The sequence below is a fragment of the Arthrobacter sp. 7Tela_A1 genome, assembly GCF_049311065.1.
Taxonomy (GTDB): Bacteria; Actinomycetota; Actinomycetes; order Actinomycetales; family Micrococcaceae; genus Arthrobacter_B.
Genome location: NZ_JAXIOO010000029.1, coordinates 18110 through 40857 on the forward strand (window position 1 = coordinate 18110; position 22748 = coordinate 40857).

Below are 22748 nucleotides of genomic sequence, written 5' to 3' on the forward strand. Positions count from 1 at the left end.
GTGGGCCGGGTACGGGCAGCGTGCATACAACCTGACAGCTGGATATGGCGGTGTCAAGGACGCAGCTGGAAGGCGCAGGGAGGGTTGTATGCAATCCCTTGACAGCGCCACACCGCACCCCTAGCCTGATGCCACCAATGTGACGCAGGCAACGGGGCCGGCGGCATGAAGCGGCATAAATGCATTTCCGGCACGGATCCTTCCGCTGCCCTGGCCACGCGTGGACCGGCAGCACCACCCCCCCAAGGAGAACTGATGGCGTTTCGGTTAGGCGTGGATGTCGGAGGCACATTCACGGACATTCTGCTTGTTAACGAGGACACCGGTGAAACGCACCGGTACAAGACCTCCTCCACGCCCGAGGACCAGTCAGTCGGCGTGCTGCACGGCATCAGCCAGGTATGTGCTGCCGCAGGGATTGAGACCTCCGCGGTCAAGGATGTGCTGCACGGCACCACCGTTGCGACCAACGCCATCCTGGAGCAGAAGGGAGCCCGCGTTGGCCTGGTGACCACCCGGGGATTCCGCCAGGTGCTGCAGATTGCGCGCTCCTTCGTTCCCGGAGGGCTCGCCGGCTGGATTATCTGGCCCAAACCGGAGCCGCTCGCGGATCTGGAGGACACCGTCGAAGTAACGGAGCGCGTCTCAACGACCGGCGCTGTGCTGACGCCCCTGGACGAAGATGACGTCCGCCGGCAGCTGGCCAAACTGGGGCGCAACGGCGTCGAGGCGCTGAGCATCTGCCTGATCAACGCGTACGCGAACGGCAGCCACGAGGCACGGATCGCCGAGATCGCCGGCGAAGAACTCCCCGGCATACCGGTGTCCCGCTCCTCAGTGGTGCTTCCTGAGCTGCGTGAGTACGAACGCGCCATCACGACCGTTGCCAATGCGTACGTGCAGGGCCAGGTCTCCGGGTACGTCGGGAACCTTGATGCGCAGCTGGCCAACGCAGGGATGGATACCCAGCTCTCGATCCTGCGCAGTGACGGAGGGCTTGTCTCCGGCGCGGTTGCTGCGGACAACCCCGTCTCGCTCCTGCTTTCGGGCCCGGCCGGCGGCGTGACCGGTGCGGCCTGGGCGGCTGAGCAGGCCGGCTACACCGACTTCCTGACCTTCGACATGGGCGGTACATCAACCGACGTCGCCCTGGTCCAGAACCTGCAGCCGCGCATCGGCCGCGAGACCACGGTGGGGGACCTCACTGTCCGGGCCACCTCGGTGGACGTGCGGACGGTGGGAGCCGGCGGCGGATCGATCGCCCACGTTCCGCCGCTGACCCAGGCGCTGCGCGTCGGTCCGCAGTCCGCAGGAGCGGCTCCGGGACCGGCGTCGTACGGACGCGGCGGAACCGCACCGACTGTCACGGACGCGAACGTTGTGCTTGGCTATCTTCCGGCCGAACTGGCCGGCGGGGAAATCGGCCTCGACGCCGAAGCAGCAGCGGCAGCCGTGAAGACCATTGCCGACGCGACCGGCCTGAACGACGTTGAACGGGCGGCCGAGGGGATCGTCAACATCGTCAACGAGAACATGTTCGGCGCGCTGAAACTGGTGTCCACACAGCAGGGATTCGACCCGCGGGACTTCGCCCTGGTGGCGTTCGGCGGAGCGGGGCCGCTGCATGCCAACGCGCTGGGCAAGCTCACCGGTGCGTGGCCGGTGATCATCCCGCCGTCGCCCGGTGTGCTGTCGGCCTACGGCGATGCCACCACGAGCCTGCGGAACGAAGCAGCCCGGACACTGGTCCGCCCCTTCGGCGATTTCACCGACGCTGAACTGTCCGGCCTGCTGGACGAGCTCAGCGCCACCGCCCGGGAAACCCTGCTGGCTGCGGGACTGGGGGACTCCGACCTCACCGTTAGCTACTCCGCCGACGTCCGCTACCACGGGCAGGGTTTCGAGATCCCGGTTCCGCTGGATTACGCGGCGTTTGCAGCAGGCGACGGCGGCGGGTTTGCGGGGCTGCGGCAGGCCTTCGACAAAGAGCACGAGCGGCTCTTTTCTTTCCTGCTGGACAACGAGCACGAACTCGTGACCGTCCGGTCCACCGTGAACGGTCCGCGCCCGGAGGTTGCCTCCATCACCCTGGACGCCGGCGGAACGGATCCGTCGGCCGCGGAACGGACCTCCACCACGATCTTCGTGGAAGGCAGCACCATCGAGGCCAAGGTGTATGACCGGGACCGCCTGTTGGCGGGAAACGTGGTTTCCGGCCCGGCGGTCATCGCCGAGATGGATTCCACCACCCTGGTCCTCCCCGGACATACCGCTGCAGTGCACCCGCACGGCAGCCTGCTCATCCGCCCCGTCCAAGACCCGAAGGAGTAGGCCCATGGCCCAGTTAGTGGAGACCGCCACCGAGCCGCTGCAGGCCGTGGACGTGGACGTCGTAACCCTTGACCTCATTGAAAACGCGCTCCGCAGCGCGCGGTACGAGATGGACGAAACACTCTTCCGCACCGCCCTCAGCCCCGGTATTCGGGAGCAGCACGACGAGTTTCCCCTCATCGCCGACCCGAGCGGCAAGATGATCGTGGGGCAGTTCGGTCTCTCGATTCCCGACTTCCTGGAGAACTTCCACGGAACCATCGAGGAGGGCGACGTGCTGATGACGTCCGACCCGTATTCCTGCGGGGCTGCGATCAGCCATGCCAATGACTGGCTGGTGGTGATGCCCATCTTCTTCGAGGGACGGATCGTCGGATGGGCGTCGCAGTTCGGGCACATGACCGACGTCGGCGGGAAGACCCCGGCGTCCATGCCCACCGATGCCCGGACCATCTTCGAGGAAGGCGTGGTCATTCCGCCCTTCAAGCTGTACCGGAAGGGCGAGCGCGACGACACGGCACTGGGCATCATCCTGAACCAGGTCCGCAAGCCGGACTGGAACCGGGCGGACCTGAACGGCCTGGTGGCAGCCTGCAGCACCGCGTCCCGGCGGGTGCAGGAGATGTGCGCCCGGTTCGGCGTGGACACCTACACCTCGGCCCTGAACGCTCTGCTGGACCGCAACTACCGGGCCATGAAGACCCTCCTGTCCATGGTGTTCGAGGAAGGCAAGCCGCTCTCCTTCACCGACTACATTGACGACGACGGCCGCGGCTTCGGGCCGTACGAGCTGAAGATGACCATCACTCGCACCGGGGACAAGGTGCTGATTGACCTCACCGGCAGCAGCCCGCAGGCGCAGGGGCCGATCAACTACTACATCAACGAGAACCTGATCCGGATGTTCTTCGGCATCTACATGATCACCGTGGCCGATCCGCAGATCCTGTGGAACGACGGGTTCTATCCGCTGGTGGACGTTGAAATCCCTGACGACACGTTCTGGAAACCGCGCTACCCGGCCGCCCTGAACGGCCGCAACCACGGCATCGGCCGGTTGTTCGACCTCTTCGGCGGGCTGCTCGGCCAGGCCAACCCGGACCTGCTCAACGGTGCCGGTTTCTCATCCTCCCCGCACTTTATGTACTCGGGGAACTACAGCTCCGGGGACCGGCGGGGTGAATGGTTCCAGCTCTATTCCATCGGCTTCGGCGGGATCCCCGGACGGCCGGTGGGCGACGGCCCGGACGGGCACTCGCTCTGGCCGTCCTTCACGAACATTCCGTGTGAGTACCTGGAGTCCTACTACCCGCTGGTCATTGACCGGTGGGAGACCATCGCGGACACCGGAGGTGCCGGCCTGCACCGGGGAGGCAACGGCGTCGACGTCGCGTACCGCTTCCTGGAACCCGGGACCATCGCCATTCACGACGACCGCTGGCTCACCTATCCGTGGGGTGTCCGCGGCGGCGAACCGGGTGCCCGCGGACGGAAATGGATCGAGAAGGCCGACGGCACCACGCTCATCCTTCCGTCCAAGGTCCATGACGTGGAGGTTGCTCCGGGCGACGTCCTGCATTTCGTCACCTGGGGCGGCGGCGGCTGGGGGGATCCGCTGGAGCGCGACCCGGAGCTGGTCTGCAAAGAGGTCCGGCGCGGACTGGTGACGGCGCAGGGTGCGCTCGCCTACGGAGTGGTGTGTTCGGAGGAGGGCACGCTAGGCGCCGAGGCAACGGAGACGCTGCGCGAACGGCTGCGAGGGGACCGGGAGGAGCCCCTGCCCCTCTTCAACCGCGGCGGTGAGATGGCAGACCTGCTGGCCAACAGCCTGGCTGAAACGGGCCTGGCCGCACCGAAACCGCCGGTGGCGCTCGCGTGACCGGTTTCGCCCACGGATTCGACGGTACCTTGGCACCGGGCACAGCGCCTGCCGTCGTGGCCGTAGACCTGATGCGTGCCTACTTCGACCCGCAGAGCCCGCTCTGCCTGCCGGACAAGGAATTCCTCGACAGCGCGGCGCAGGTGCTCGCCGCTGCCCGCGCCAGTGGCGTTCCGGTGCTGCACACACGGGTCAGCTTCGGGCCGGACGGTGCGGACGGCGGAGTGTTTATCCGCAAGGTCCCGGCGCTCCGCCTGCTGATCGGGGAGACGGAGCTGGGCCAGCTCATGCCGGAGGTCGCCCCCGAGGCAGGGGAGACCGTGCTGGTGAAACAGTACGCCAGCGCCTTCTTCGGCACGGACCTGGCCCAGCTCCTCCACACCCGTGAAATCGACACCCTGGTCATCGTGGGCACCAGCACCAGCGGTTGCATCCGCGCAACGGCAGTCGACGCGATGCAGCACGGGTTCGTGCCGATCGTCGTCGGAAACGCTGTCGGGGACCGCGACGCCGCGGTGCACGACGGATCGCTGTACGACCTCCAGGCAAAGTACGCGGAGATCTGGAACAGCTCCGCCGTGGAGGAGTACTTCCGGGAGGGCTAGCTCAGGAACCTATCCCCACCAGGGCTCCTTCGCTGCGTCGTACGTGCCGTCGTTCTCCGCGAGGTTCAGCCACTGGTTGACGTACTCCTGGAACACAGTGTCGCCGAGCGGAAGCAGGTACGCCTTCTGCGAGAAGTTAAACGGGTTGTCCGGGTCCACGGCGCACAGCTCCGGGTACTCGTTGTCGACCCACTTCACCTCAGCGGCGTCGGTGGTCATCACGTCTGCGCGGCCGGCGACGATCTCATCGAAGATCGTGTTGTTGTCCTCGAAGCGGATGATCTCGCCGTTGGGGTAGTTTTCGTCGGCGAAGATTTCATTTGTACCGCCGATCGGGGTGATGGAACGGACGCCGGGTGTGTTGATTTCCTCCACGGTGTCGTAGAGGTCCTCCTCACCGCACCGGGTAATCGGGGTTTTACCGTCGTCCAGGACGGTGCTGCTGTAGAACGCCTGCTCGGCCCGGGCCAGGGAGACCGAGACGCCGCCGGCGCCGATGTCGCAGCCCTCGAGGAAGTCCGGCATCAGGTCCTTCCACGTGGTCTGCACATACTCGATGTCTACGTCCAGGCGTGAGGCAAGGTCCTGGACCATGGCAATGTCGATACCGCTGAATTCACCGGTCTCCGGGTCCTTGTAGGTGAACGGCCGGTAATCCCCGGTGGTGCAGACAATGAGCGACCCGCGGGACTTGATGAGGTCCAGCCGCGACTCGGCCCCAGCGTCCTGGCCCTCGGGCGCGGTGGAGGCCCCGGGTTCGGCGGCGCCCGGGGTGGTGCACCCGGCAACAAGCAGGGCTGAGAGCGCAAGAACGGGCAGCAGACGGAAGGACGGCACTGGTACTCCTTGGGGTTGGGGGAAGCGGAAGGTTCTCCGTTCTTTCAAGACCTAGCAGGGAGCCGCAGCGGGTGTCTGCCCACGTCACAGCCAGAATCAGCGCCTATGCGGAAACGTTATCCGGTGCTGTGGGGCCGCTCCGCGGCTTCAAGTTCCGGCAGGATCCTGCCGAAGTGGGCAGCCAGGGCGAGCGCCATGCACAGTCCGGATCCCGCCATGATCCACCGGTCCGCCGCCGAGGAGCCGGCCCGCCGAAGCAGGAACACGCCTCCGGCGGCATTGGCCGCACTCCACACGATGTTGGCGGAAGGCGCGGACAGGGCGCGCCCGGGCGGACTGGAAAACGGTGAGGGAAAACGGCGGCCCTGGAGTCCGCTGACGCCGTGGGGAACAGCGTTGACCAGCAGGACGGCGGCTGCGGCACCGGCCAGGAAACGAGCTGCCGGCATGGTTCCGCCTTTCATTCGGTGACCTGTCCCGGTCCGGGCACCGGCGGTGTGCCGTGGGTGTGGAAAGTGGAGATCGTCTTCATGCCCCAGGCCTGGCCCTTGGCCCGCTCGGCCTCGGTCCATTCGACGGTTTTCCAGTCCGGCGCGAGGATCAGGCGTGCCCCGGCGTTGCAGAACTCGATCCGGTTTCCGCCGGGTTCGTACACGTAGAGGAAGAAGGTCTGCTGGATCGCGTGCTTGTGCGGTCCGGTTTCAATGTGGATGCCGTTCTCCAGGAAGATATCTGCTGCCTTGAGGATGTCTTCCCGGGTGTCGGTGGCAAAGGCCAAGTGGTGCAGGCGCCCGCTGCTGCCGGTCCAGTCCCCGCTGTAGACCAGGTCATAGGACTTGTTGGAGAACGTAAACCACTGTGCGGACAGGGATCCATTGTCCAGCCGGATCTGCTCGGTCGGCTTGCCGCCCAGGACGTCCTCAACGAACCGCCCGTTGGCTTCGACGTCGGCGCCCAGGAAGTTGACGTGGTCCAGCCGGCGGGCGTTGACTCCGCGGCCGGGGAAACGGTCGGCCTGGTTCTTGAGTGCCGGCCGGGACTCTTCCGTGGGAACATGCCAGGAACTCTCGTAATAGAGGTCCATGGGGTGGCCGTCAGGGTCCGTGAAGGCGTAGGTCTTTCCCATGCCGGGTCCGCCGTCGTGCCAGCCCGTGCCGCGGCCGGCAGCCTCGATCGCCGCGACCCTCCGCTCCAGCGCCTCCTGGCTGGAGGCGCGGAGGCCCAGCCGGCCGACGCCGGAGGTGGCGTGCCGGGTCAGCTTGATGGTGTGGTGTTCGTAGTCGTCCCAGGCGTGCAGGTAGGCGGAATCGCCCTCGCGTGCGACCTCCCGCATGGCAAGCAGCTCCGTGAAGAACCAGAGGCTCCCCTCAAAGTCGGGGGTATAGAGCTCCACAAAACCGACGTGGGCAATGTCCCGGAATCCAGGCGCCATGGGATTTTCCTTCCGCATTCTCATGCTCACTCGCAGGCCAACGCACGGAGTCCATCACTCGTCCCGACAATTGTCAACAATATTGACGGCAAAGTGGGTGGCGGGTACGTTGCTCACTAGCGTCCTACGGAAGGGGAGCATGGAACAGGTCCAGGGGGCAGCTGGGCCGGCACCGGGGCAGCCGGCCGGCAGCCAGGTCGGCATTCCCTGCATGTTCATGCGCGGGGGCACATCGCGCGGTCCGTTTTTCGCAGCCGGCGACCTCCCAGAGGACACCGCCCGGCGAGACGCCGTCCTCCGTGCCGTGATGGGATCGCCGCACCCGCTGCAGATAGACGGACTGGGCGGAGGGAATCCGCTGACCAGCAAAGCCGGCATCGTCTCCGTCAGCCGGCGCCCGGGCATTGACCTTGAGTTCCTGTTCGCGCAGCTGCGCCCTGACGCCGAAACCGTGGACACCACCCCCAACTGCGGAAACATGCTGGCAGCCGTGCTGCCGTTCGCCGTGGAACGCGGTCTCCTGGAACCGCACTCCGACACGACGACCGCGGCAGTGCTCACGCTGAATACCGGAATGGTGGCGGAGATCAGCATCCGCACTCCGCTGGGGGACGGGGCCAGGTATGTGGATTACGACGGCGATACCCGGATCGACGGGGTCCCGGGAACATCGTCTCCGGTCACCATCAATTTCCTCGACACAGCCGGTTCGGTCTGCGACCAGCTCCTGCCCACCGGACGAGTGAGTGACACCGTGCACCTGGACGGAGCGGGCGAAGTAGCGGTCACGTGCATCGACAACGGACAGCCCCTGGTCATCGTGGAGGCCGCCGCCCTGGGGTGTTCGGGCTACGAAGATCCGGCCGCGCTCAACGCCGAGGGCGATCTCAAGGGGCGGCTCGAGCAGCTGCGCCTCGCCTGCGGGCACCTGATGGGCCTGGGGGACGTGAGCGCCAAGAACTACCCCAAGATGACCCTGGTCTCTGCGCCGCGCAGCGGCGGGACCATCAATACCCGCAGCTTCATCCCACACGTGTGCCACGAGTCCATTGGGGTGCTGGCGGCGGTCACCGCAGCGACCGCCTGCGTGATTGAGGGAACGGTTGCCCAGGCCGTTGCCGGCGGGGCGCCGCCGCCCGGGCAGCCGGTTTCCGTGGAGCACCCGGCAGGAGAGTTCACCGTGGAACTCGGACTCGACCCGCAGGATCCGCAGCGGGTGACCCGCTCTGCCCTGCTGCGCACGGCCCGGCTCATCATGGCAGGCACCGCCTATGTCCCGCGCGCGGTTTGGCAGGGACCCTCCGGAGAGGAACACCGATGATCATCGATATCCACGGCCACTACACCACGGCGCCGCCGGCCCTGGCCGCATGGCGCCAGGAGCAGACGGCGTCGCTGGAGGACCCCTCCGTGCCGGCGCCGCACCCAGCCGCCCTGCGCATCAGCGACGATGACCTGCGTGAGAGCATCACGGCTAACCAGCTGCGTCAGATGGACGAGCGTGGCATCGACCTCACTGTCTTCTCGCCCCGGGCCTCTTTCATGGCCCACCACATTGGCAGCTTTGAGACCTCCGCCCAGTGGGCCGCCATCTGTAACGAGCTCTGCTACCGGGTCAGCACCCTGTTCCCGGACCGGTTCGCCACAGCCGCAATGCTCCCGCAGTCCCCGGGTACTGATCCGGCGACCAGCGTTCCGGAGCTGGTGCGCTGCGTGGAGGAATACGGTGCCGTGGCGGTCAACCTGAATCCGGATCCTTCCGGCGGTCTCTGGAACGCCCCGCCCCTGACGGACCGGTCCTGGTACCCCATCTATGAAAAGCTCACCGAGTATGACGTTCCGGCCATGATCCATGTGAGCACCAGCGTGAATCCGGCCTTCCACACCACCGGTTCGCATTACCTGAATGCAGACACCACGGCGGTGATGCAGCTGATCCAGGGCGACCTGTTCGCGGACTTCCCGACCCTGCGCTTTGTCATTCCGCACGGCGGGGGAGCTGCTCCCTACCATTGGGGCCGCCTCCGCGGGCTGGCCATGGCAATGGGCAAGCCTCCGCTGGAGGAGCACCTGCTCGGCAACGTCTTCTTCGACACGTGCGTCTACCACCAGCCAGGCATTGACCTGCTGCTGGAGGTGATGCCGACGAAGAACATCCTGTTTGCCTCCGAAATGATCGGCGCGGTCCGGGACATTGACCCGTGCACGGGTTTCCACTTTGACGACACGCTGCGCTACCTCGCAGCCGCGGGCCTGACCATCGAAGAACTCAACGACATCCAAGAACACAACGCCCGGGCCGTGTATCCCCGGCTGGATGCCCGCCTGGGCAGCCGCGGCGGGAAACGGAGCAGTACCCATGCATGAACTCGGGATAGTCCACCGCAGCATTACCCGGCCGGCGGCTTCCGACGCTGCGGCGCTGCAGCCGTTCGGGACAAGCACAGTGCACGAAGCGATGGGCAGGCTCGGGCTGATGCGGCCCTATATCCGGCCCGTTTACCCCGGGGCGAAACTCTGCGGTCCCGCCGTGACGGTGCTGCTGCAGCCGGGGGACAACTGGATGCTCCACGTCGCCGTCGAACAGCTGCAGCCGGGGGACGTGCTCGTGGCGGCCTGCACCACGGAGTGCGAGGACGGGTTTTTTGGTGAACTGCTGGCGACATCGGTCCGTGCCCGCGGAGGGGTTGGCCTGGTGATCGACGGAGGCTGCCGTGACGCTGCTGCGCTGGAAGAGATGGACTTTCCCGTCTTCAGCCGCGCGGTCCATGCCAAGGGAACGGTGAAGGCGACGCTGGGATCGGTCAACGTGCCCGTGGTCTGCGCCAACGCGCTGGTCCATCCGGGGGACATGGTGGTCGCGGACTCCGACGGCGTCGTGGTCGTCCCGGCGGCCCGCACCCGCGAGGTGGCGGAGGCATCCCGTGAGCGCGAAGAGAACGAAGCGGCCAAACGCAAACGCCTGGCCGCAGGGGAACTGGGCCTGGACATGTACCAGATGCGCGGAAAGCTTGAAGCGGCCGGCCTGCGTTACCTCGACTGAAGTTCCGGTACGGCGCATGGCAAGCTGGAGGGGTGCAACCGAGTGATACTGTCCAGCCGATCCTGCTCCGAGTAGACAAGGAAGAACCGGCAGCGCACCGCGATGCTGTCGCTGCTGCCGCCGTTGCCGGGGTTCTCGCCTACGCTGCCCGGACCGGTGATGATGCCTGGGAGGACTGGGTCTCGGGACGCTTCACCAAGACCGTGCGGCGTGCCGGACCAAAAGCGTTCGCGAAACTCTGTGCCGAGGCACCGTCGGGGGTTGTCCGGATAGGCGAAGCCGAGGCAGCCGCTTTCGAGCCCCAGCGTTACGAGGACATGCCGCGGGCGGTACGTTCCCTCCAGGTCTCCGGCACGCAGCTTCCCGACGACCAGCCGGCGCCCGGTGCCGGTGACGTTCCCGTGATCCTCCTGAACCGGGACCTGGGAATGTCCACCGGGAAGGCAGCCGCCCAGGCTGCCCATGCGCTGCTTGCCTGGTACCTGGAACTGGATACCGCGCATCAGCAAGCGTGGGCAGCGCGGCCGGGAGCAGCAGTCGTCGAAGTCCCGGAGGGGAGGTTCGGACACGCCTTGTCCCGCCCGGGTGCCGGGCCGTTGATTGTTGACGCCGGTCTGACGGAAATCGACCCGGGAACCCCGACAGCCTTTGTCGCGGCGCCGGAAGCCTAGCCCGCCGCCGAGGATGCGGACTGGAGATCGCCGGCTGCGGCGGTCAAGATCCGTTCCTCGTCCCCCAGGACGTCAACGGGACGTTTGCCCCCGAGTTGCTTGTTTGCGCGGCAGAACCACAGGACCAGCTCCTCATCGCTCCAGCCCGCGGCCCGGCCCTGCCGGATGATGTCCTTCACCACAGGCACCATGCGTGCATCTGCCTCATCGAACTGGAAACCGGGGTAGAGGACAGTGCCATTGTCTGCGATCGCCAGCACCCGTGCCTTGCCCGTTAGTTGCCGTGCCCGCAGGTTCTCAGAAGAACCGAAGCGCAGCCGTTCGGCCAGCTCCCCAATCGGGTAGAGGCCGAACTCGCCGCCGATCGATGCCCAGCGGTCCGGGCGGTCCTGCCCTCCTGCGCTGGAGTGCAGCTGCGCCTGGCCCCGGTCCTTGTCATGTGTCATGGGGGGAACCGTACAGTCTGTGCAACCGATCCGGCAGGGGATGCGCTCCAGCCGCGCCGCCGGACCGGAATTCAGGAGGCTTGAGGGAAGCGGACCCTAGGAGCTCACCGAAGCTGACCCTAGGAGCCGGGCCTCGCGTGCGCGGGATTCCAAGTCGGCAGCAGCTGGTGCGGGCAGGTCGATAATGCCCCGCAGGGAACCGCGCAGCGTGCGGTAGGCGCCGTCGACTTCGGACGGGGCAGCCGCGCCGTCGAGGATCAGGTTCAGCGCCGCGCGGGCTGTGGCCAACTTGCTGCGCTCCTGCTCCGTCAGCCGTGACTGTCCGCAGCGGCGTGCATAATTCTCTGCGGTCCGCAGAGCTACGTCGAAGCGGTCGACTGCGAGATGCAGCCGGTCCGGATCCGTTCCGCGCTCCGCTTCCCGGATGCCCTGCATGGCCACGATGACTTCGCGGATCACCGGATCGGAGTAGTCGGTCATGACCGGGTACTCGATCAGCAGCGATACGTCAGTTTCATAGCGGGACCAGCTCACAAGCGAGGCGTCCCGGCGCTGGCACGCTGCTTCCCAGGAGGCGCTGCGGGCCTGCGACTGCACTCGGAGCCCGCGGCGGGCCTGGAGCCCCTTAGAGGTCCTCCGCACCGTGAAGACCAGCCCTGTCAGGGCGGCGATGGCCAACGGCGGGACAGCGAACGCGAGCACGAACGTGTAGGCAGGCGGAACCGCGCCCCAGACGGCCCAGGCCGCGAAGCTGATCAGCGCGTAGACCCCCAGGACAACCATCCCGGAGGCGAAGGCAAACAGGGCCAGTGCCGCTGCGGCAATTTTGCGGGCGACTCGTTTCAGCATGCCGACAGGATAGTCCTCCAAGCTGGAGTCCGGCAGGGAATACAGCCGGGGATTCGGCAACGGAGCCACCCAATAACGGAACTTTCCCTAGGGCCGGCCGGATCCGGCGCCTACGGTGTGCCCATCACTGATCTCGATGAGGAGACACCCTTATGCACACCCGGAAGCTACCTTTGGTGTTCGCTTTGACGGCAGCGCTCGCGGCCGGCGGAACTGCCGCGCCCGCCGCAGCCCACCCCCGGCACGACCCGAAACCGGATCTGGGCAGCCTGCAGTCGCTGCGCGGTCCCGTCACGGACGAGAACTTCTACTTCGTTATGGCCGACAGGTTCGCCAACGGCAGCACGGACAACGACGACGGCGGCCTGGGGCCGGACCCGATGGTCTCCGGCTTCGATCCCACCTCCAAAGGCTTCTACAACGGGGGAGACCTGCAGGGACTGATTGGCCGGCTGGACTACATCCAGGGGCTGGGAACAACCTCGATCTGGCTCACGCCCAGTTTCAAGAACAAGGCAGTCCAGCCGGAAGACAACTCGGCCGGGTACCACGGCTACTGGATCACCGACTTCACGCAGATCGACCCGCACCTGGGCAGCAACGAGGACCTGCGGACACTGATCGACCTGGCCCATGGGCGGGGAATGAAGGTCTACTTCGACATCATCACCAACCACACAGCGGACGTCATCGGCTATGAGGAGGGCAACCGCACCCCCTATGTCTCGAAGGACCAGGTGCCCTACCGCGACGCCGCGGGGCAGGTTTTCGACGATAGGGACTTCGCAGGCACCGGGGCCTTCCCCGAACTGGACCCGGCGTCGTCGTTTCCCTATCTGCCCGTCCTGGAAGCCGGCGAAGAAGACCTCAAGGTACCCGCCTGGCTCAACGACGTAACGCTCTACCACAACCGCGGTGACACCACCTTCACCGGCGAGGATTCCCTGTATGGGGACTTCTTTGGCCTCGACGACCTTTTCACCGAGGATCCGCGGGTCGTGGACGGGATGAAGGAAATCTACAAGGCGTGGATCGCGGACTTCGGAGTCGACGGTTTCCGGATCGACACCATGCGCCACGTCAACGATGAGTTCTGGCAGGAATTCGGCCCTGAAGTGCTGGAGTTCGCGCGTGCCCGGGGCAAGGACGAATTCCTCATGTTCGGCGAAGTCTTCGACACCTCCAGGGCCCGGACCTCCCACTTCACCACCGGCGCCCGGATGCAGTCGGTCCTGGACTTCCCGTTCCAGGACGCCGCCCGGAACTTCGCCTCCAGGTCCACCCCGGCGGCGGACCTGGAGGCCTTCTTCGCCGCTGATGACTGGTACACAGATGCGGACTCGAATGTCTACCAGCTTCCGACCTTCCTGGGGAACCACGACATGGGCCGGATCGGCAGCTTCGTTGCCGCAGATAATCCCGGCGCCGCTGGGGATGAGTTGCTGGCCAGGGACCGGCTGGCACATGAACTGATGTATTTCTCCCGCGGAAATCCGGTGATCTACTACGGTGACGAACAGGGCTTCACCGGACCGGGCGGTGACCAGGACGCGCGGCAGAGCATGTTTGCCTCCCAGGTGGAGGAGTACCTTGATGACGATCTCCTGGGAACGGACGCCACGCATGCGCAGGACAATTTCGACACAGGGCATCCCCTGTACGCGAAGATCGCGGAACTGGCCCGGCTCACCGCCAAGCACCCTGCCCTGCGCGACGGGGCGCACCAAAACCGGTACGCCAGTGACGGCCCCGGAATCTACGCCTATTCCCGGATCGACGCCGGGGAACAGCGCGAGTACGTGGTAGCCGTGAACAACAGCACCGAAGCCCAGTCCGCCCGGATTCCCACCGCCTCCCCCAGGCAGAAGTTCACTGCCCTGTACGGGAGCTCCACCCGCGGGATGCGCAGTGACCGGAGCGGAAACCTGGCGCTGGAAGTGCCGCCGCTGTCCGCCGTCGTACTGAAAGCCACCGCAAAAATCCCGGGCTCCCGAAATGCTCCAGCCATCCGCCTGCAGCAGCCGGCCGTCAGTGCCGAAGATGCGGGGAGGATTGAAGTATCGGCGCAGGTACGCGGAGATTCCTTCTATCAGGTGACGTTCCAGGCGCGGACTGCCGGGGGCCGCTGGCAGCCCATCGGCACCGATGACACGGCACCGTACCGGGTCTTCGACGACGTGAGTGACCTGGATGCCGGAACCCGGCTGGAATACCGCGCGGTGGTCATGGATAACCGGCGGCACACGGCTTTCTCGCGTACTGTCGCCGCCGTCGTACCTGCCGCCGGTTTGAGTATCATTTCACCTGCGGAAGGAGCACTGGTCAGCGGTGACGTGACGGTCACAGCGCAGGCAGTTCCGGAGAAGCCGTCGCACGTGGTGGGCATGGAACGGCGGATCGGGGACGGTCCCTGGGAGCAGCTGGCGGCGGATGATTCCTCTCCTGCCTACACCGTGGTTGATGACCTGGGTCAGCTCGGCCTGGCTGAAGGCGCCCGGATACAGTACCGGGCGGTGCTGCTGAGCGGGGAGCTGCGGTCTGTCAGTGAGGTACGCACGGTCGTCTATGGCACCCCCGAGGTGGTCCAGCCGGCGGCCGTTGCCGTTGCGGGCAGCCTCAACAGCGAACTGGGCTGCCCGGGCGATTGGGAACCGGCCTGCCCGCAGGCCCAGATGGTGTTCGACGGCGCCACGGGACTGTGGACACTGAGGGTCACCGGCCTTCCTGCCGGACGTTATGAATTCAAGGCAGCATTGAATGGCAGCTGGGAGGAAAACTACGGAGCCGGCGGCGTCCGCAACGGCACCAACGTGGTGCTGGAGCATCCAGGCGGGGGTGTGGAATGGACGTACGACCACGCCACCCGCATCATCTCGGCCTCGTGAGGCGGGGATGGTCCGGCGGGCCCGGAATACTACGGGGCAGACGGTGCACTAAGCGGGTAAACACGCCCAATCTTGAGCGAATATTGCGTCTTTCTATGGCGAACCCATGGGAAGAGGTTCCTAATGTCGGGGTATGGGGACTTATAACGCAGTTTCAAGGAAGAGCTCCGCTATCGATTTCTTTTCCCCGCCCGCCGGGGTGGTCCTGTCCGGGAACCGCTGGCTGCACGCCAGCCGGGTGCAGACGGCGCAGGCACTGCCGGTGCTCAGTCCGGGCGAGGTCTACGTCACGCGCCGGGGGACGGCGTACCACACCGGGTGGTGCCAGGTGGTGCAGCGGACCTGGGAGTTCAACCGGCCCGCGCTGATGGTCAGCGGTGAGAAGGGCAAGCGGCGCCTTTGCCGGTCCTGTGCTGAAGACTCCCGGGGGATGTGACCTGCCGGGCGGGAGCGGCCCGGCAGTGCCTTAGGCATCCCCGGGCCGGCTCGCCTCCCTTCCGGAACAGGCGATGCGACAGAGGCTAGCGTTCGCCCCGAAGCCGTTCCATCTCCCGGCGGTCTTTCTTGGTGGGTCGGCCGGTTCCGCGGTCGCGCTGCGGAATGCCCAGGGCCGGTGCGGGCGGACGTTCGGGGGTGTGGTCCGTGAAGAAGTGCGAGGCAGCTTCCGCGCCGACGCGCTTGCTGATCAGGCCGCGGACTTCCAGGATCCGTTCAAAACCCGGCTGCCGGACCCGGATTGTGTCTCCGGGCTGGACGGGCTGCGCGGCCTTCGCAGCGTTGCCGTTGAGTTTCACGTGCCCGGCACGGCAAGCGGCAGTGGCGGCGGACCGGGTCTTGTAGGCGCGGATCGCCCACAGCCACGCGTCAATGCGCACGGTCTTTGGGCTGCTGGTGGGGATGCTCATGGTTTTTCAGAGTCTAGTCGGCGCCGGGCTTCCGGTTGCCCAGCAGCTGCTCGGCATCTGCCTGTGCCTGCAGTTCATCCGGGGTTAACGGCGTTCCAGCCAGGACCTGGTGGACCGGCAGAACGGCCCGGACCGCCAGCAGCCGGCGAAGCTCGGCCGGGGTGTAAGGATCGGGGGTACCGGTGTGGGCCATGGCATGGCAGTTGGGGCAGAGAGGAACAAGATCGGTGACCGGATCCAGCTCGTAGCCGTCCTGCACCAGGCGCGGGGGCACGATGTGGTGGACCTGCATCATGCCCGAGCCGTCCTCACCGAAGGCAGCCCTGAATTCGAAGCCGCAGGCTGAACACGCCGTGCCATGGTGGACCAGGCAGATCCGGATGGCATCGGGGTCGTTTTCGTAACGGCTGGCCAAGGACCACCGCAGTGCCTCCTGCGGCAAGGTCCCCGGGACGACAGCCGTCGCGGGGCTGGGAAGTGCGGCCAGCTGGAGCGCCCAGGCCGCCCGCAGGTCATCTTCCTCCTCGCGGTCCAGCAGCAGGATTCCACTCTCAGGAAGGGAGCAGGACGGCAGCAGGCCGCTGAGCGGAATCTGGTCTCCCAGCGGCAGGAGAAGGTCGATGTCCACGTCCACCACGGTGACTGCGCCGTCTGGATCCGCCTCTGCGCCCGAAATCGCGTAAGGATAGGAGACGACGACGCCGTGTCCGGCTACGCCTGCCTGCGCACCGGGGAGGACAAACCAGGTGTCTGATCCGGGCTCAAGGCCGCGGACTCCCGTGATGTCCCAGACAGCCCGGAACATTCCGGCGTCGGCCGCACCTGCTGCGGCCGAGGCATAGTCAGGCTGCCAGGCTTCCGGCCACACGGGGTCCCAGCCGAGAAGGACAGCGCTCACCTGTGGTTCCTCCCGGGACTGCTCAACGCGGCTGGTACGTCAGGCAATCGGCGAGTTCCGCCCCGGGACCAACCCGCACGTCGCGGGCGTCGCACATCAAATGGTCATTAAAGCGGCATTCTTCGCGCTGGCATGCGCCAACGGTGGCCAGGACCTTCGGCAGCCCGCCGGTGGAGGAGGTGTCTATGAAAGTAGCGCAGCTGGCGTGGTCGGGAGCGCCGCCAACCGTGATGGCGTAGGCGGTGCAGCCATCGTGGTTGAAATCGCAGTTGTGGACCGAACAGTCGGAAACGGGTGCTACGTGGTCAGTCATTGGTTCCTCCCGTGCAGGTTGCCGGAGTTACTTGCCCGAAACCCGAACGTACCACCCTTGAACGCGAATAATTAGCACGAATTTTTAGGCGCTAATTGGTGCCGGTGCGCCGGAACGGGTGCCTACAACCTCAGGATTGCCACCGCGGTCAGCACCGCCGTCACAGTGAGCGCCAGCCGGAGAAGGAATGACGCTTCCGGGTAGGAGCGGCGGAGGGCCTTCGGGAGCCCGTGCCGTGCCGGCCAGGACCGGGCATCACACCGGATGACCATCGCGGTGTAGACGATCGCCCCGCCGAGCCCGCAGACAGTGGTCAGCACGCCAACAATCGGGTTCTCCGTCATCATGCCGCCGGAGAGCAGCACGCCGAGGGCCAGGCCAAACGCGCTGCCCCGCCCCACGAAATCGAGGTACTTCGCCATCGCCGGAAGGAACACTGCCGCAAAACGGCGTGCGGCACTGGCGCGAAGCAACGCTCCGGCCGCCTGTGAAAAGGTCCGTCGGGTGGCTGCGAGTTCTGCCAGGCTTCCCGCTGACCTGACCGCCGATTCCACGGGAGCGAAGGCCTCAGTGACGAGTTCTTCCTGCTCACGGAGGAGCCCGGGGCGCTTCAGCAGCCGCGCCAGGGACCGCGCCGCGAGGAGCCGCTGGCTGCTGTCGGGCCGGGAACGCCGCTGCCGTTCCATCCTTGTGAGCCATCCGGTTTCGGAAGAACCCAATCCGGGAAACGGGTCCGCCGTGGCCAGGCCAAGGCGCCGCGCATACACGATGGTTCTGTTCCGGCCTGTTGGTGCCGGGGACCGGTCCCGGAGGGCGTCCGCCCGCGCGGCAACCAGTTCGGTGTACCGGTCCTGCAAGGCCGGAAGCCCGGTGTTGTCCCAGCATGCCCGAGCCGCGATCACCACACCGAACACTGCCGAAACAAGTGCCGTGGCCTGTATGACCGTCCAGGTATCCAGGACCAGCATTAGTTCGCGCACAGTTCCCCCACATCGTTCTGCCTGACGGAAACAGCATTTCACGTTCCGTTTGCGGTGCTGGAGTACAGCGTCCGGGACGCGTAACAGTGGGGTCGGCCGGTAGGTGATCCTCTGGGGAAGCCCCTTTTTTGGCGCCCGGGTGCGGGGCTGGGTATAACCGGGTTATGACCTCCGTGCAGCTGCCCGGCCTTGCCGGCCCCCTGGCCCGCAAAGCAGAAGCAGAGGGGTGGGAACTCGACGCCGCCCAGGCAGCTGTTCTTCCGCTCCTGGCGGCGGCGGAAGAATCGGTGCGCCGAGGAGTTTCCGACGGCTCGGTCTATCTGTGGGGCCCGCCGGGCGGGGGGAAGACCTGGCTGCTCGACGCGTTCTTCGATGCAGTTTCGGTGGAGCAGAAACGCCGCCTGCACTTTCACGATTTCTTCCGCGAACTCCATGCCCGCACTTTTGAGGGCTACGGAAGGAAGGGATTCCGGGAACAATCCGCCTTCGCTGAGGGGCTCGATGCGCTTCTGGGCGACGCCCGCCTGCTGTGCTTCGATGAATTCCACGTCAGCGGGCCGGCCGACGCAGCGTTTGTCACCCGCCTGCTGCGGCAGGTGCTCGAGCGCGGCATTGTCCTTGTCGCAACGTCCAACTATGCCCCGGACGACTTGCTCCCGGACCCCATGTTCCACCACCTGTTTGAGCCGGGCATCGAATTGATCCACCGGCACCTCGCCGTCGCATGCCTCGACGCCGGCGTCGACTACCGCAGTATCCATGCAGGCACGCGCCCCAGCACCGGATTTGCGTCCGGGCACCACCTCCGCCATCCCCATCCATCGCTGCTGCGGGAGGCTGGGCTGAGCGAACCGGAACCGGAAGAGACCCGGCCAGTCCAGCCCGGACCGGTTCCGCTGAACGCAGCACGAGCGGCGGGAGACCAGATCTGGTTCCACTTCGCGGAACTCTGCGAGGCGCGCTCCGCTGCCTCCGACTACCTTGCGCTCGCGGGGCAGTTCAGCCACTGGGTAGTCTCCGGAGTTCCGTCCCTCACCGAAGCGGATCCGTATGCCTGGCAGCGCTTCGGGAACGTGGTAGATGTACTGTACGACGCCGGATGCAGGCTGGACGTGATCGGCTTCGCTGATTACGAAGGACGCTTTCCGGGAACCGGCAACGCCGTGGACCTGGGCCGGATCAGCAGCCGATTCGGCATGCTGCGTGAACTCTCCTGACCACCGGTTGCCGGCTTAGCGCAATGACTTGAGCTTGGCCTCGGCTTTGTCCAGCGCCCGGCGCGCCGCCCTTGCCTCACGGCGGGCAGTATCGCGGGAGCGCTCCAGCGTTCCGCGGTGCCGGTCCACAGCGCTGACGTCGCGTTCGAGTTCGCGGATCCGTTCCCGAAGGTCATCGATCTCGTCCGTCAACGCGTCCCGGGCAGCCGTTTTGCCGTCCAGTTCGGCTTGGACAGCGGCAAGCCGCTCCTCAGCTTCACCTGCAGTTTCCTTCGCGGATGCCAGTGCCTCTTCTGCGCTGCGGAGCGCCTTCGCCTGCGCTGCCCGCTGTTGCCGGGAGGACGTGCCTTCACCATCGCCCCGGGCGGGAGCCGGCCGGGACGGCCGCGCTGTGCCGTCGTTCCCGGCGCCGGCCGACACCAGCGGCTGGGCGCTCCCCGGGTCAGCCACGGCGCCGTCCAGGTCCACGGGCTCCCAGCCGTTGGCCTCCAGTCCACGGACCAGGCGTCCGGTAGCGAGGGCAGCCGCGGCGTCCGCATCTGTCATGGCAGCCCACAGCGTCTGTTCCACTTCCGCGGCTACCGCAGCACTGACGGGATGACCCGCTTCCCCGGCCAGTTCACGGGCCTGACGGGCCAGGGCACGCAGCATGCGGTGGCGTTCGGAGTTCAGCCGGCGCAGTTCGTCGCGGTCCAGGTCCGCCTGGGCCTCCCGCAGTGAGGCCCCGAGTGAGAGGACATCGGCGATCGCCGGTCCTTCCTTCCGCACCAGGGTATTGGCCAGCCAGGCGGCGGCAGAGGGCTTTGGCAAGGCCTTGAGCCGCTTGCCGAGTTCCTTGTCGCCGGTCCGGGAAGCCTCAGCAGCCTGCTGGTTGCGGGCGGCAGTGAAGTCGGCAGGGAGCAGCCCGTAGAGTTCCGTGACGACCTCGCCCGGCTCCCCTCCGTTGCCCTGCCTGGCAGCCGTCATCCCGGGTACGGTCCGAACCGGCCGATGGCGATGAAAACGTTCACCGCCAGGAGGATGCAGGGGAGCGCCACCCGCTGCCTTTCACGGCGGCGGAGATGGACGACGACGGCGCCGGCCATCATCACGGCGAGGGCGCAGGCGGCGACGGGGGTAAGGACGGGCGCAACATCAGCCGCGGCGGGAATGATCAGCCCAAGAGCGCCGAGGATCTCCGCGAGGCCAATCAGTTTGACGGCCCACGCCGGATAATCGGCAGGCCAGCGCAGCACCCGGACCAGCTTGTCGTACGGCTGGACCAGCCGCATGACACCGAGCCCGAGGTACAGCAGGGCCAAGACGATTTCAGCCACCCATAGAAACACCAGCATTGCTGATCCTTTGTCCCCCTCCAGTGCCGGAGCGCTCCGGTCACAATATCCTAGCCAGCTGCCCCCGTCCCGGGGTACCGCTGAGAGTCCTCATGGTCAGGTCCGCAGCGTGCCGGGCACGGCCGTGCTGGAACGCACCACGAATTCCGTGGGGTGGAATCCGTGCAGCAGCTCCTCGCTGACAGGGCGGTCCTGGAGGAGGTCGAGGACCGCGCCGACCGCTGATGCTCCCTGTCCCGCCGGGTCCTGGCTGATCGTGGTGAGCCCAAAGACCTCCGCCAGCTCGTGTCCGTCAATCCCGATCACTGAAAGGTCTTCCGGGACCCGCAGGCCCATTTCGCGCGCGGCGAGCATCGTGCCAACGGCGATCTCGTCGGCGGCGCAGAAGATGCCCGTCACCTGCGCGGCAGGGTCCGCCAGGAGCCGTTTCGCCGCGGCGAATCCGCCGGCGACGCTGAATTCCGCATTGCTGAGCCACTGGGGGGCGACGCTGAGGCCGGCGTCGGCCATGGCTTGGAAGTAGCCGTCCTGCCTGGTGCTGCCCATGCGGAAGTCACGCTCCAGTTCCTCCCCGCCGCCGATGTGGGCAATCCGGGTGTGGCCCAGGGCAATCAAGTGCCGGGTGGCGAGGGAAGAGATGCTGAACTCGTCCACCCGGACGGTTGGGGTGTCGGGCAGCGGACCGCCGATTGCCACGATGGGCTTGCCGACTTCCCTGAGATGGCCCAGCTCTTCATCGGTGAGCCGCAGCGCCACCGTGATGACGGCGTCGAGCCGCTTGCGCTGCAGCATCTCCTTCAGCACGCTCTCTCGGTGCCCGGGACCGTCGCTGGTGTTGTACAGCGTGAGGTCATAGCCCGCCTCGATCAGCGCGGACGCCGCTCCCTCCAGGACCTGCGAAAAGTACCAGCGTCCCACTGTTGGCAGGACAATCCCGATATTCCTGCTGCGCCCGGACGCCAGGGAAGACGCGTTATAGGAAATGACGAACCCGAGTTCGTCCGCAGCTTCCTGGACCTTGCGGCGGGTCGTCTCGGAGACCCGTCCGTTGCCGCTCAGCGCCCGCGAGACCGTCGCCGCCGAGACCCCTGCCCGGGCAGCGACTTCCTTGATCCCGGCCCCGCGGGCACCATGCTCCATTTGCGCTACGCCAGCCGGAGCCAGACGGCGGTATCCGGAGCCAGGAAGCCGTCCTGGCCGGCTTCCGGCACGCTCTGCGCAAGCAGTTCGCCGTCGGGCAGCTGCACGGTATTGCTGCCCATGTTCATCACGGCCAGCACATTGCCGTTGACCAGCGCGACGACGCCGTCGTTTTCGAACTCCGGCCACCAGGCGAGGGACCCGTGTCCCAGGGAGAGTTCGCGCCGCAGCTTCAGGGCGGTGCGGTAGAGGCCCAGGGTGGATGCCGAGTCGGCCCCCTGCAGGTCCCGGGACAGCTCGCGCCATTCCTCCGGCTGGGGCAGCCACGCGGTTCCGGCGCTGCTGAAACCGTAGGACGGCTCGTCGGCACGCCAGGGCAGGGGGACCCGGCAGCCGTCGCGGCCGAGCCGTTCTCCGCCGGTCCGGTGGAAGGTGGGGTCCTGCCGGTGCCCATGCTCGAGCATGGTGTGGTCCGGCATCCCGAGCTCTTCGCCCTGGTAGAGGTAGACGCCGCCGGGCAGGGCGAGCATCAGCAGCGTGGCCGCACGGGCGCGCCGCAGCCCGAGGTCGTGGTCGGGCTGGAGATCCTCCGGTCCCAGGCCGTCTCCCGGCCGGTTGTGCCCTGCGGTGAGGCCGAAGCGGGAGACGTGGCGGACGACGTCGTGGTTGGAGAGGACCCAGGTGGTGGGGGCTCCGACCTGGTCGAAGGCGTTGAGGCTGGTTTGGATGATGCGGCGCAGTTCGGCCGCGTTCCAGGGGTGGTGGAGGTAGGCGAAGTTGAAGGTTTGGTGCATTTCATCGGGCCGGACCCAGTCGGTGAGGCGGTCCAGGGGGTCGATGGTCGCTTCGGCGCAGAGCACGCGGTCGCCGTCGTATTCGTCGAGGATTTTGCGCCAGGAGCGGTAGATGTCGTGGATGCCGGCCTGGCCGAACATGGGTGCCTGGTGCCCGGGGAAGCCTTCGGAGGAGGCGCCGTCGGCGCG

At 66.6% G+C, this 22748-nt stretch carries 23 protein-coding genes; 10 read left to right on the forward strand and 13 right to left on the reverse strand.

Features of this window, described 5'->3' with window-relative positions; genetic code table 11:
* The first annotated feature begins 255 nt into the window (after positions 1 to 255).
* From TVB01_RS12285 to TVB01_RS12295, 3 genes are read left to right on the forward strand one after another with little or no spacing between them, the layout of a single operon-like run.
* Positions 256 to 2331: a hydantoinase/oxoprolinase family protein gene (locus TVB01_RS12285; RefSeq protein WP_422456197.1), complete on the forward strand. Its 2076-nt coding sequence runs from the start codon at positions 256 to 258 to the stop codon at positions 2329 to 2331.
* 4 nt (positions 2332 to 2335) lie between these two features.
* Entirely contained in the window at positions 2336 to 4210 is a 1875-nt protein-coding gene (locus TVB01_RS12290) for a hydantoinase B/oxoprolinase family protein (RefSeq protein ID WP_422456198.1), read from the forward strand.
* On the forward strand, positions 4207 to 4815 hold the full coding sequence (locus tag TVB01_RS12295; protein ID WP_422456199.1) for an isochorismatase family protein: 609 nt from the start codon (positions 4207 to 4209) through the stop codon (positions 4813 to 4815). The genes TVB01_RS12290 and TVB01_RS12295 overlap by 4 nt, the downstream gene beginning before the upstream one ends.
* Positions 4816 to 4824: 9 nt before the next feature.
* Here the strand turns inward: TVB01_RS12295 and TVB01_RS12300 are convergent, their stop codons facing one another.
* The 3 genes from TVB01_RS12300 to TVB01_RS12310 all read right to left on the reverse strand — a co-directional run bounded on the left by TVB01_RS12300 (position 4825) and on the right by TVB01_RS12310 (position 7084).
* Positions 4825 to 5652 carry a transporter substrate-binding domain-containing protein gene (locus tag TVB01_RS12300; RefSeq protein WP_422456200.1) on the reverse strand — a complete coding sequence of 276 codons (828 nt, stop codon included), beginning with the start codon at positions 5650 to 5652 and terminating at the stop codon, positions 4825 to 4827.
* 116 nt (positions 5653 to 5768) lie between these two features.
* Positions 5769 to 6101 (reverse strand): hypothetical protein, encoded by a 333-nt coding sequence (locus TVB01_RS12305; protein ID WP_422456201.1) that lies wholly within the window; start codon positions 6099 to 6101, stop codon positions 5769 to 5771.
* Between the two features lie 11 nt (positions 6102 to 6112).
* On the reverse strand, positions 6113 to 7084 hold the full coding sequence (locus TVB01_RS12310; protein WP_422456202.1) for a VOC family protein: 972 nt from the start codon (positions 7082 to 7084) through the stop codon (positions 6113 to 6115).
* 139 nt (positions 7085 to 7223) lie between these two features.
* On the opposite strand from TVB01_RS12310, the gene TVB01_RS12315 reads away from it, so the two are divergent.
* From TVB01_RS12315 to TVB01_RS12330, 4 genes are read left to right on the forward strand one after another with little or no spacing between them, the layout of a single operon-like run.
* Positions 7224 to 8405 carry a 4-oxalomesaconate tautomerase gene (locus TVB01_RS12315; protein WP_422456203.1) on the forward strand — a complete coding sequence of 394 codons (1182 nt, stop codon included), beginning with the start codon at positions 7224 to 7226 and terminating at the stop codon, positions 8403 to 8405.
* Positions 8402 to 9451 (forward strand): amidohydrolase family protein, encoded by a 1050-nt coding sequence (locus tag TVB01_RS12320; protein WP_422456204.1) that lies wholly within the window; start codon positions 8402 to 8404, stop codon positions 9449 to 9451. The genes TVB01_RS12315 and TVB01_RS12320 overlap by 4 nt, the downstream gene beginning before the upstream one ends.
* A complete protein-coding gene (gene ligK / locus TVB01_RS12325) occupies positions 9444 to 10127 on the forward strand; it encodes a 4-carboxy-4-hydroxy-2-oxoadipate aldolase/oxaloacetate decarboxylase (protein ID WP_422456205.1) in 684 nt (227 codons plus the stop codon). The genes TVB01_RS12320 and ligK overlap by 8 nt, the downstream gene beginning before the upstream one ends.
* Before the next feature lie 32 nt (positions 10128 to 10159).
* Positions 10160 to 10798: a peptidyl-tRNA hydrolase gene (locus tag TVB01_RS12330; protein WP_422456206.1), complete on the forward strand. Its 639-nt coding sequence runs from the start codon at positions 10160 to 10162 to the stop codon at positions 10796 to 10798.
* Here the strand turns inward: TVB01_RS12330 and TVB01_RS12335 are convergent.
* Complete coding sequence (locus TVB01_RS12335; protein ID WP_422456207.1) at positions 10795 to 11244, reverse strand: hypothetical protein; 450 nt, start codon at positions 11242 to 11244, stop codon at positions 10795 to 10797. The two genes, TVB01_RS12330 and TVB01_RS12335, sit on opposite strands and share 4 nt — an antisense overlap.
* A gap of 96 nt (positions 11245 to 11340) precedes the next feature.
* Positions 11341 to 12093 (reverse strand): hypothetical protein, encoded by a 753-nt coding sequence (locus TVB01_RS12340; RefSeq protein WP_422456208.1) that lies wholly within the window; start codon positions 12091 to 12093, stop codon positions 11341 to 11343.
* Positions 12094 to 12245: 152 nt separating this feature from the next.
* Here TVB01_RS12340 and TVB01_RS12345 point away from each other — a divergent pair, with 152 nt between their 5' ends.
* Positions 12246 to 14978: an alpha-amylase family glycosyl hydrolase gene (locus TVB01_RS12345; protein ID WP_422456209.1), complete on the forward strand. Its 2733-nt coding sequence runs from the start codon at positions 12246 to 12248 to the stop codon at positions 14976 to 14978.
* Positions 14979 to 15111: 133 nt separating this feature from the next.
* Positions 15112 to 15414 (forward strand): hypothetical protein, encoded by a 303-nt coding sequence (locus TVB01_RS12350; RefSeq protein WP_422456210.1) that lies wholly within the window; start codon positions 15112 to 15114, stop codon positions 15412 to 15414.
* An 85-nt stretch (positions 15415 to 15499) separates the two neighbouring features.
* Here TVB01_RS12350 and TVB01_RS12355 read toward each other — a convergent pair whose 3' ends face one another.
* From TVB01_RS12355 to TVB01_RS12370, 4 genes are all read right to left on the reverse strand, one after another.
* Complete coding sequence (locus tag TVB01_RS12355; RefSeq protein ID WP_422456211.1) at positions 15500 to 15883, reverse strand: RNA-binding S4 domain-containing protein; 384 nt, start codon at positions 15881 to 15883, stop codon at positions 15500 to 15502.
* 13 nt (positions 15884 to 15896) lie between these two features.
* Positions 15897 to 16781: an HNH endonuclease gene (locus TVB01_RS12360; protein ID WP_422456212.1), complete on the reverse strand. Its 885-nt coding sequence runs from the start codon at positions 16779 to 16781 to the stop codon at positions 15897 to 15899.
* A gap of 22 nt (positions 16782 to 16803) precedes the next feature.
* Positions 16804 to 17094: a DUF1540 domain-containing protein gene (locus TVB01_RS12365; RefSeq protein WP_422456213.1), complete on the reverse strand. Its 291-nt coding sequence runs from the start codon at positions 17092 to 17094 to the stop codon at positions 16804 to 16806.
* 122 nt (positions 17095 to 17216) lie between these two features.
* Positions 17217 to 18074, reverse strand: coding sequence for a hypothetical protein (locus tag TVB01_RS12370; protein ID WP_422456214.1), 858 nt, complete (start codon positions 18072 to 18074; stop codon positions 17217 to 17219).
* 164 nt (positions 18075 to 18238) lie between these two features.
* On the opposite strand from TVB01_RS12370, the gene zapE reads away from it, so the two are divergent.
* The gene (zapE, locus tag TVB01_RS12375) at positions 18239 to 19291 is read left to right on the forward strand and encodes a cell division protein ZapE (protein ID WP_422456215.1); all 1053 of its coding nucleotides are present in this window, start codon (positions 18239 to 18241) and stop codon (positions 19289 to 19291) included.
* 15 nt (positions 19292 to 19306) lie between these two features.
* On the opposite strand, the gene TVB01_RS12380 is transcribed toward zapE, so the two are convergent.
* The 4 genes from TVB01_RS12380 to TVB01_RS12395 form a co-directional block, all read right to left on the reverse strand.
* Positions 19307 to 20257, reverse strand: coding sequence for a transposase (locus tag TVB01_RS12380; protein WP_422456216.1), 951 nt, complete (start codon positions 20255 to 20257; stop codon positions 19307 to 19309).
* The gene (locus tag TVB01_RS12385; RefSeq protein WP_422456217.1) at positions 20254 to 20625 is read right to left on the reverse strand and encodes a DoxX family protein; all 372 of its coding nucleotides are present in this window, start codon (positions 20623 to 20625) and stop codon (positions 20254 to 20256) included. Before TVB01_RS12385 ends, TVB01_RS12380 begins: the two co-directional genes overlap by 4 nt.
* 96 nt (positions 20626 to 20721) lie before the next feature.
* Positions 20722 to 21765, reverse strand: coding sequence for a LacI family DNA-binding transcriptional regulator (locus TVB01_RS12390; protein WP_422456218.1), 1044 nt, complete (start codon positions 21763 to 21765; stop codon positions 20722 to 20724).
* A 5-nt stretch (positions 21766 to 21770) separates the two neighbouring features.
* The coding region (locus tag TVB01_RS12395; protein WP_422456219.1) for an alpha-amylase family glycosyl hydrolase at positions 21771 to 22748 on the reverse strand (978 nt) is incomplete at its 5' end.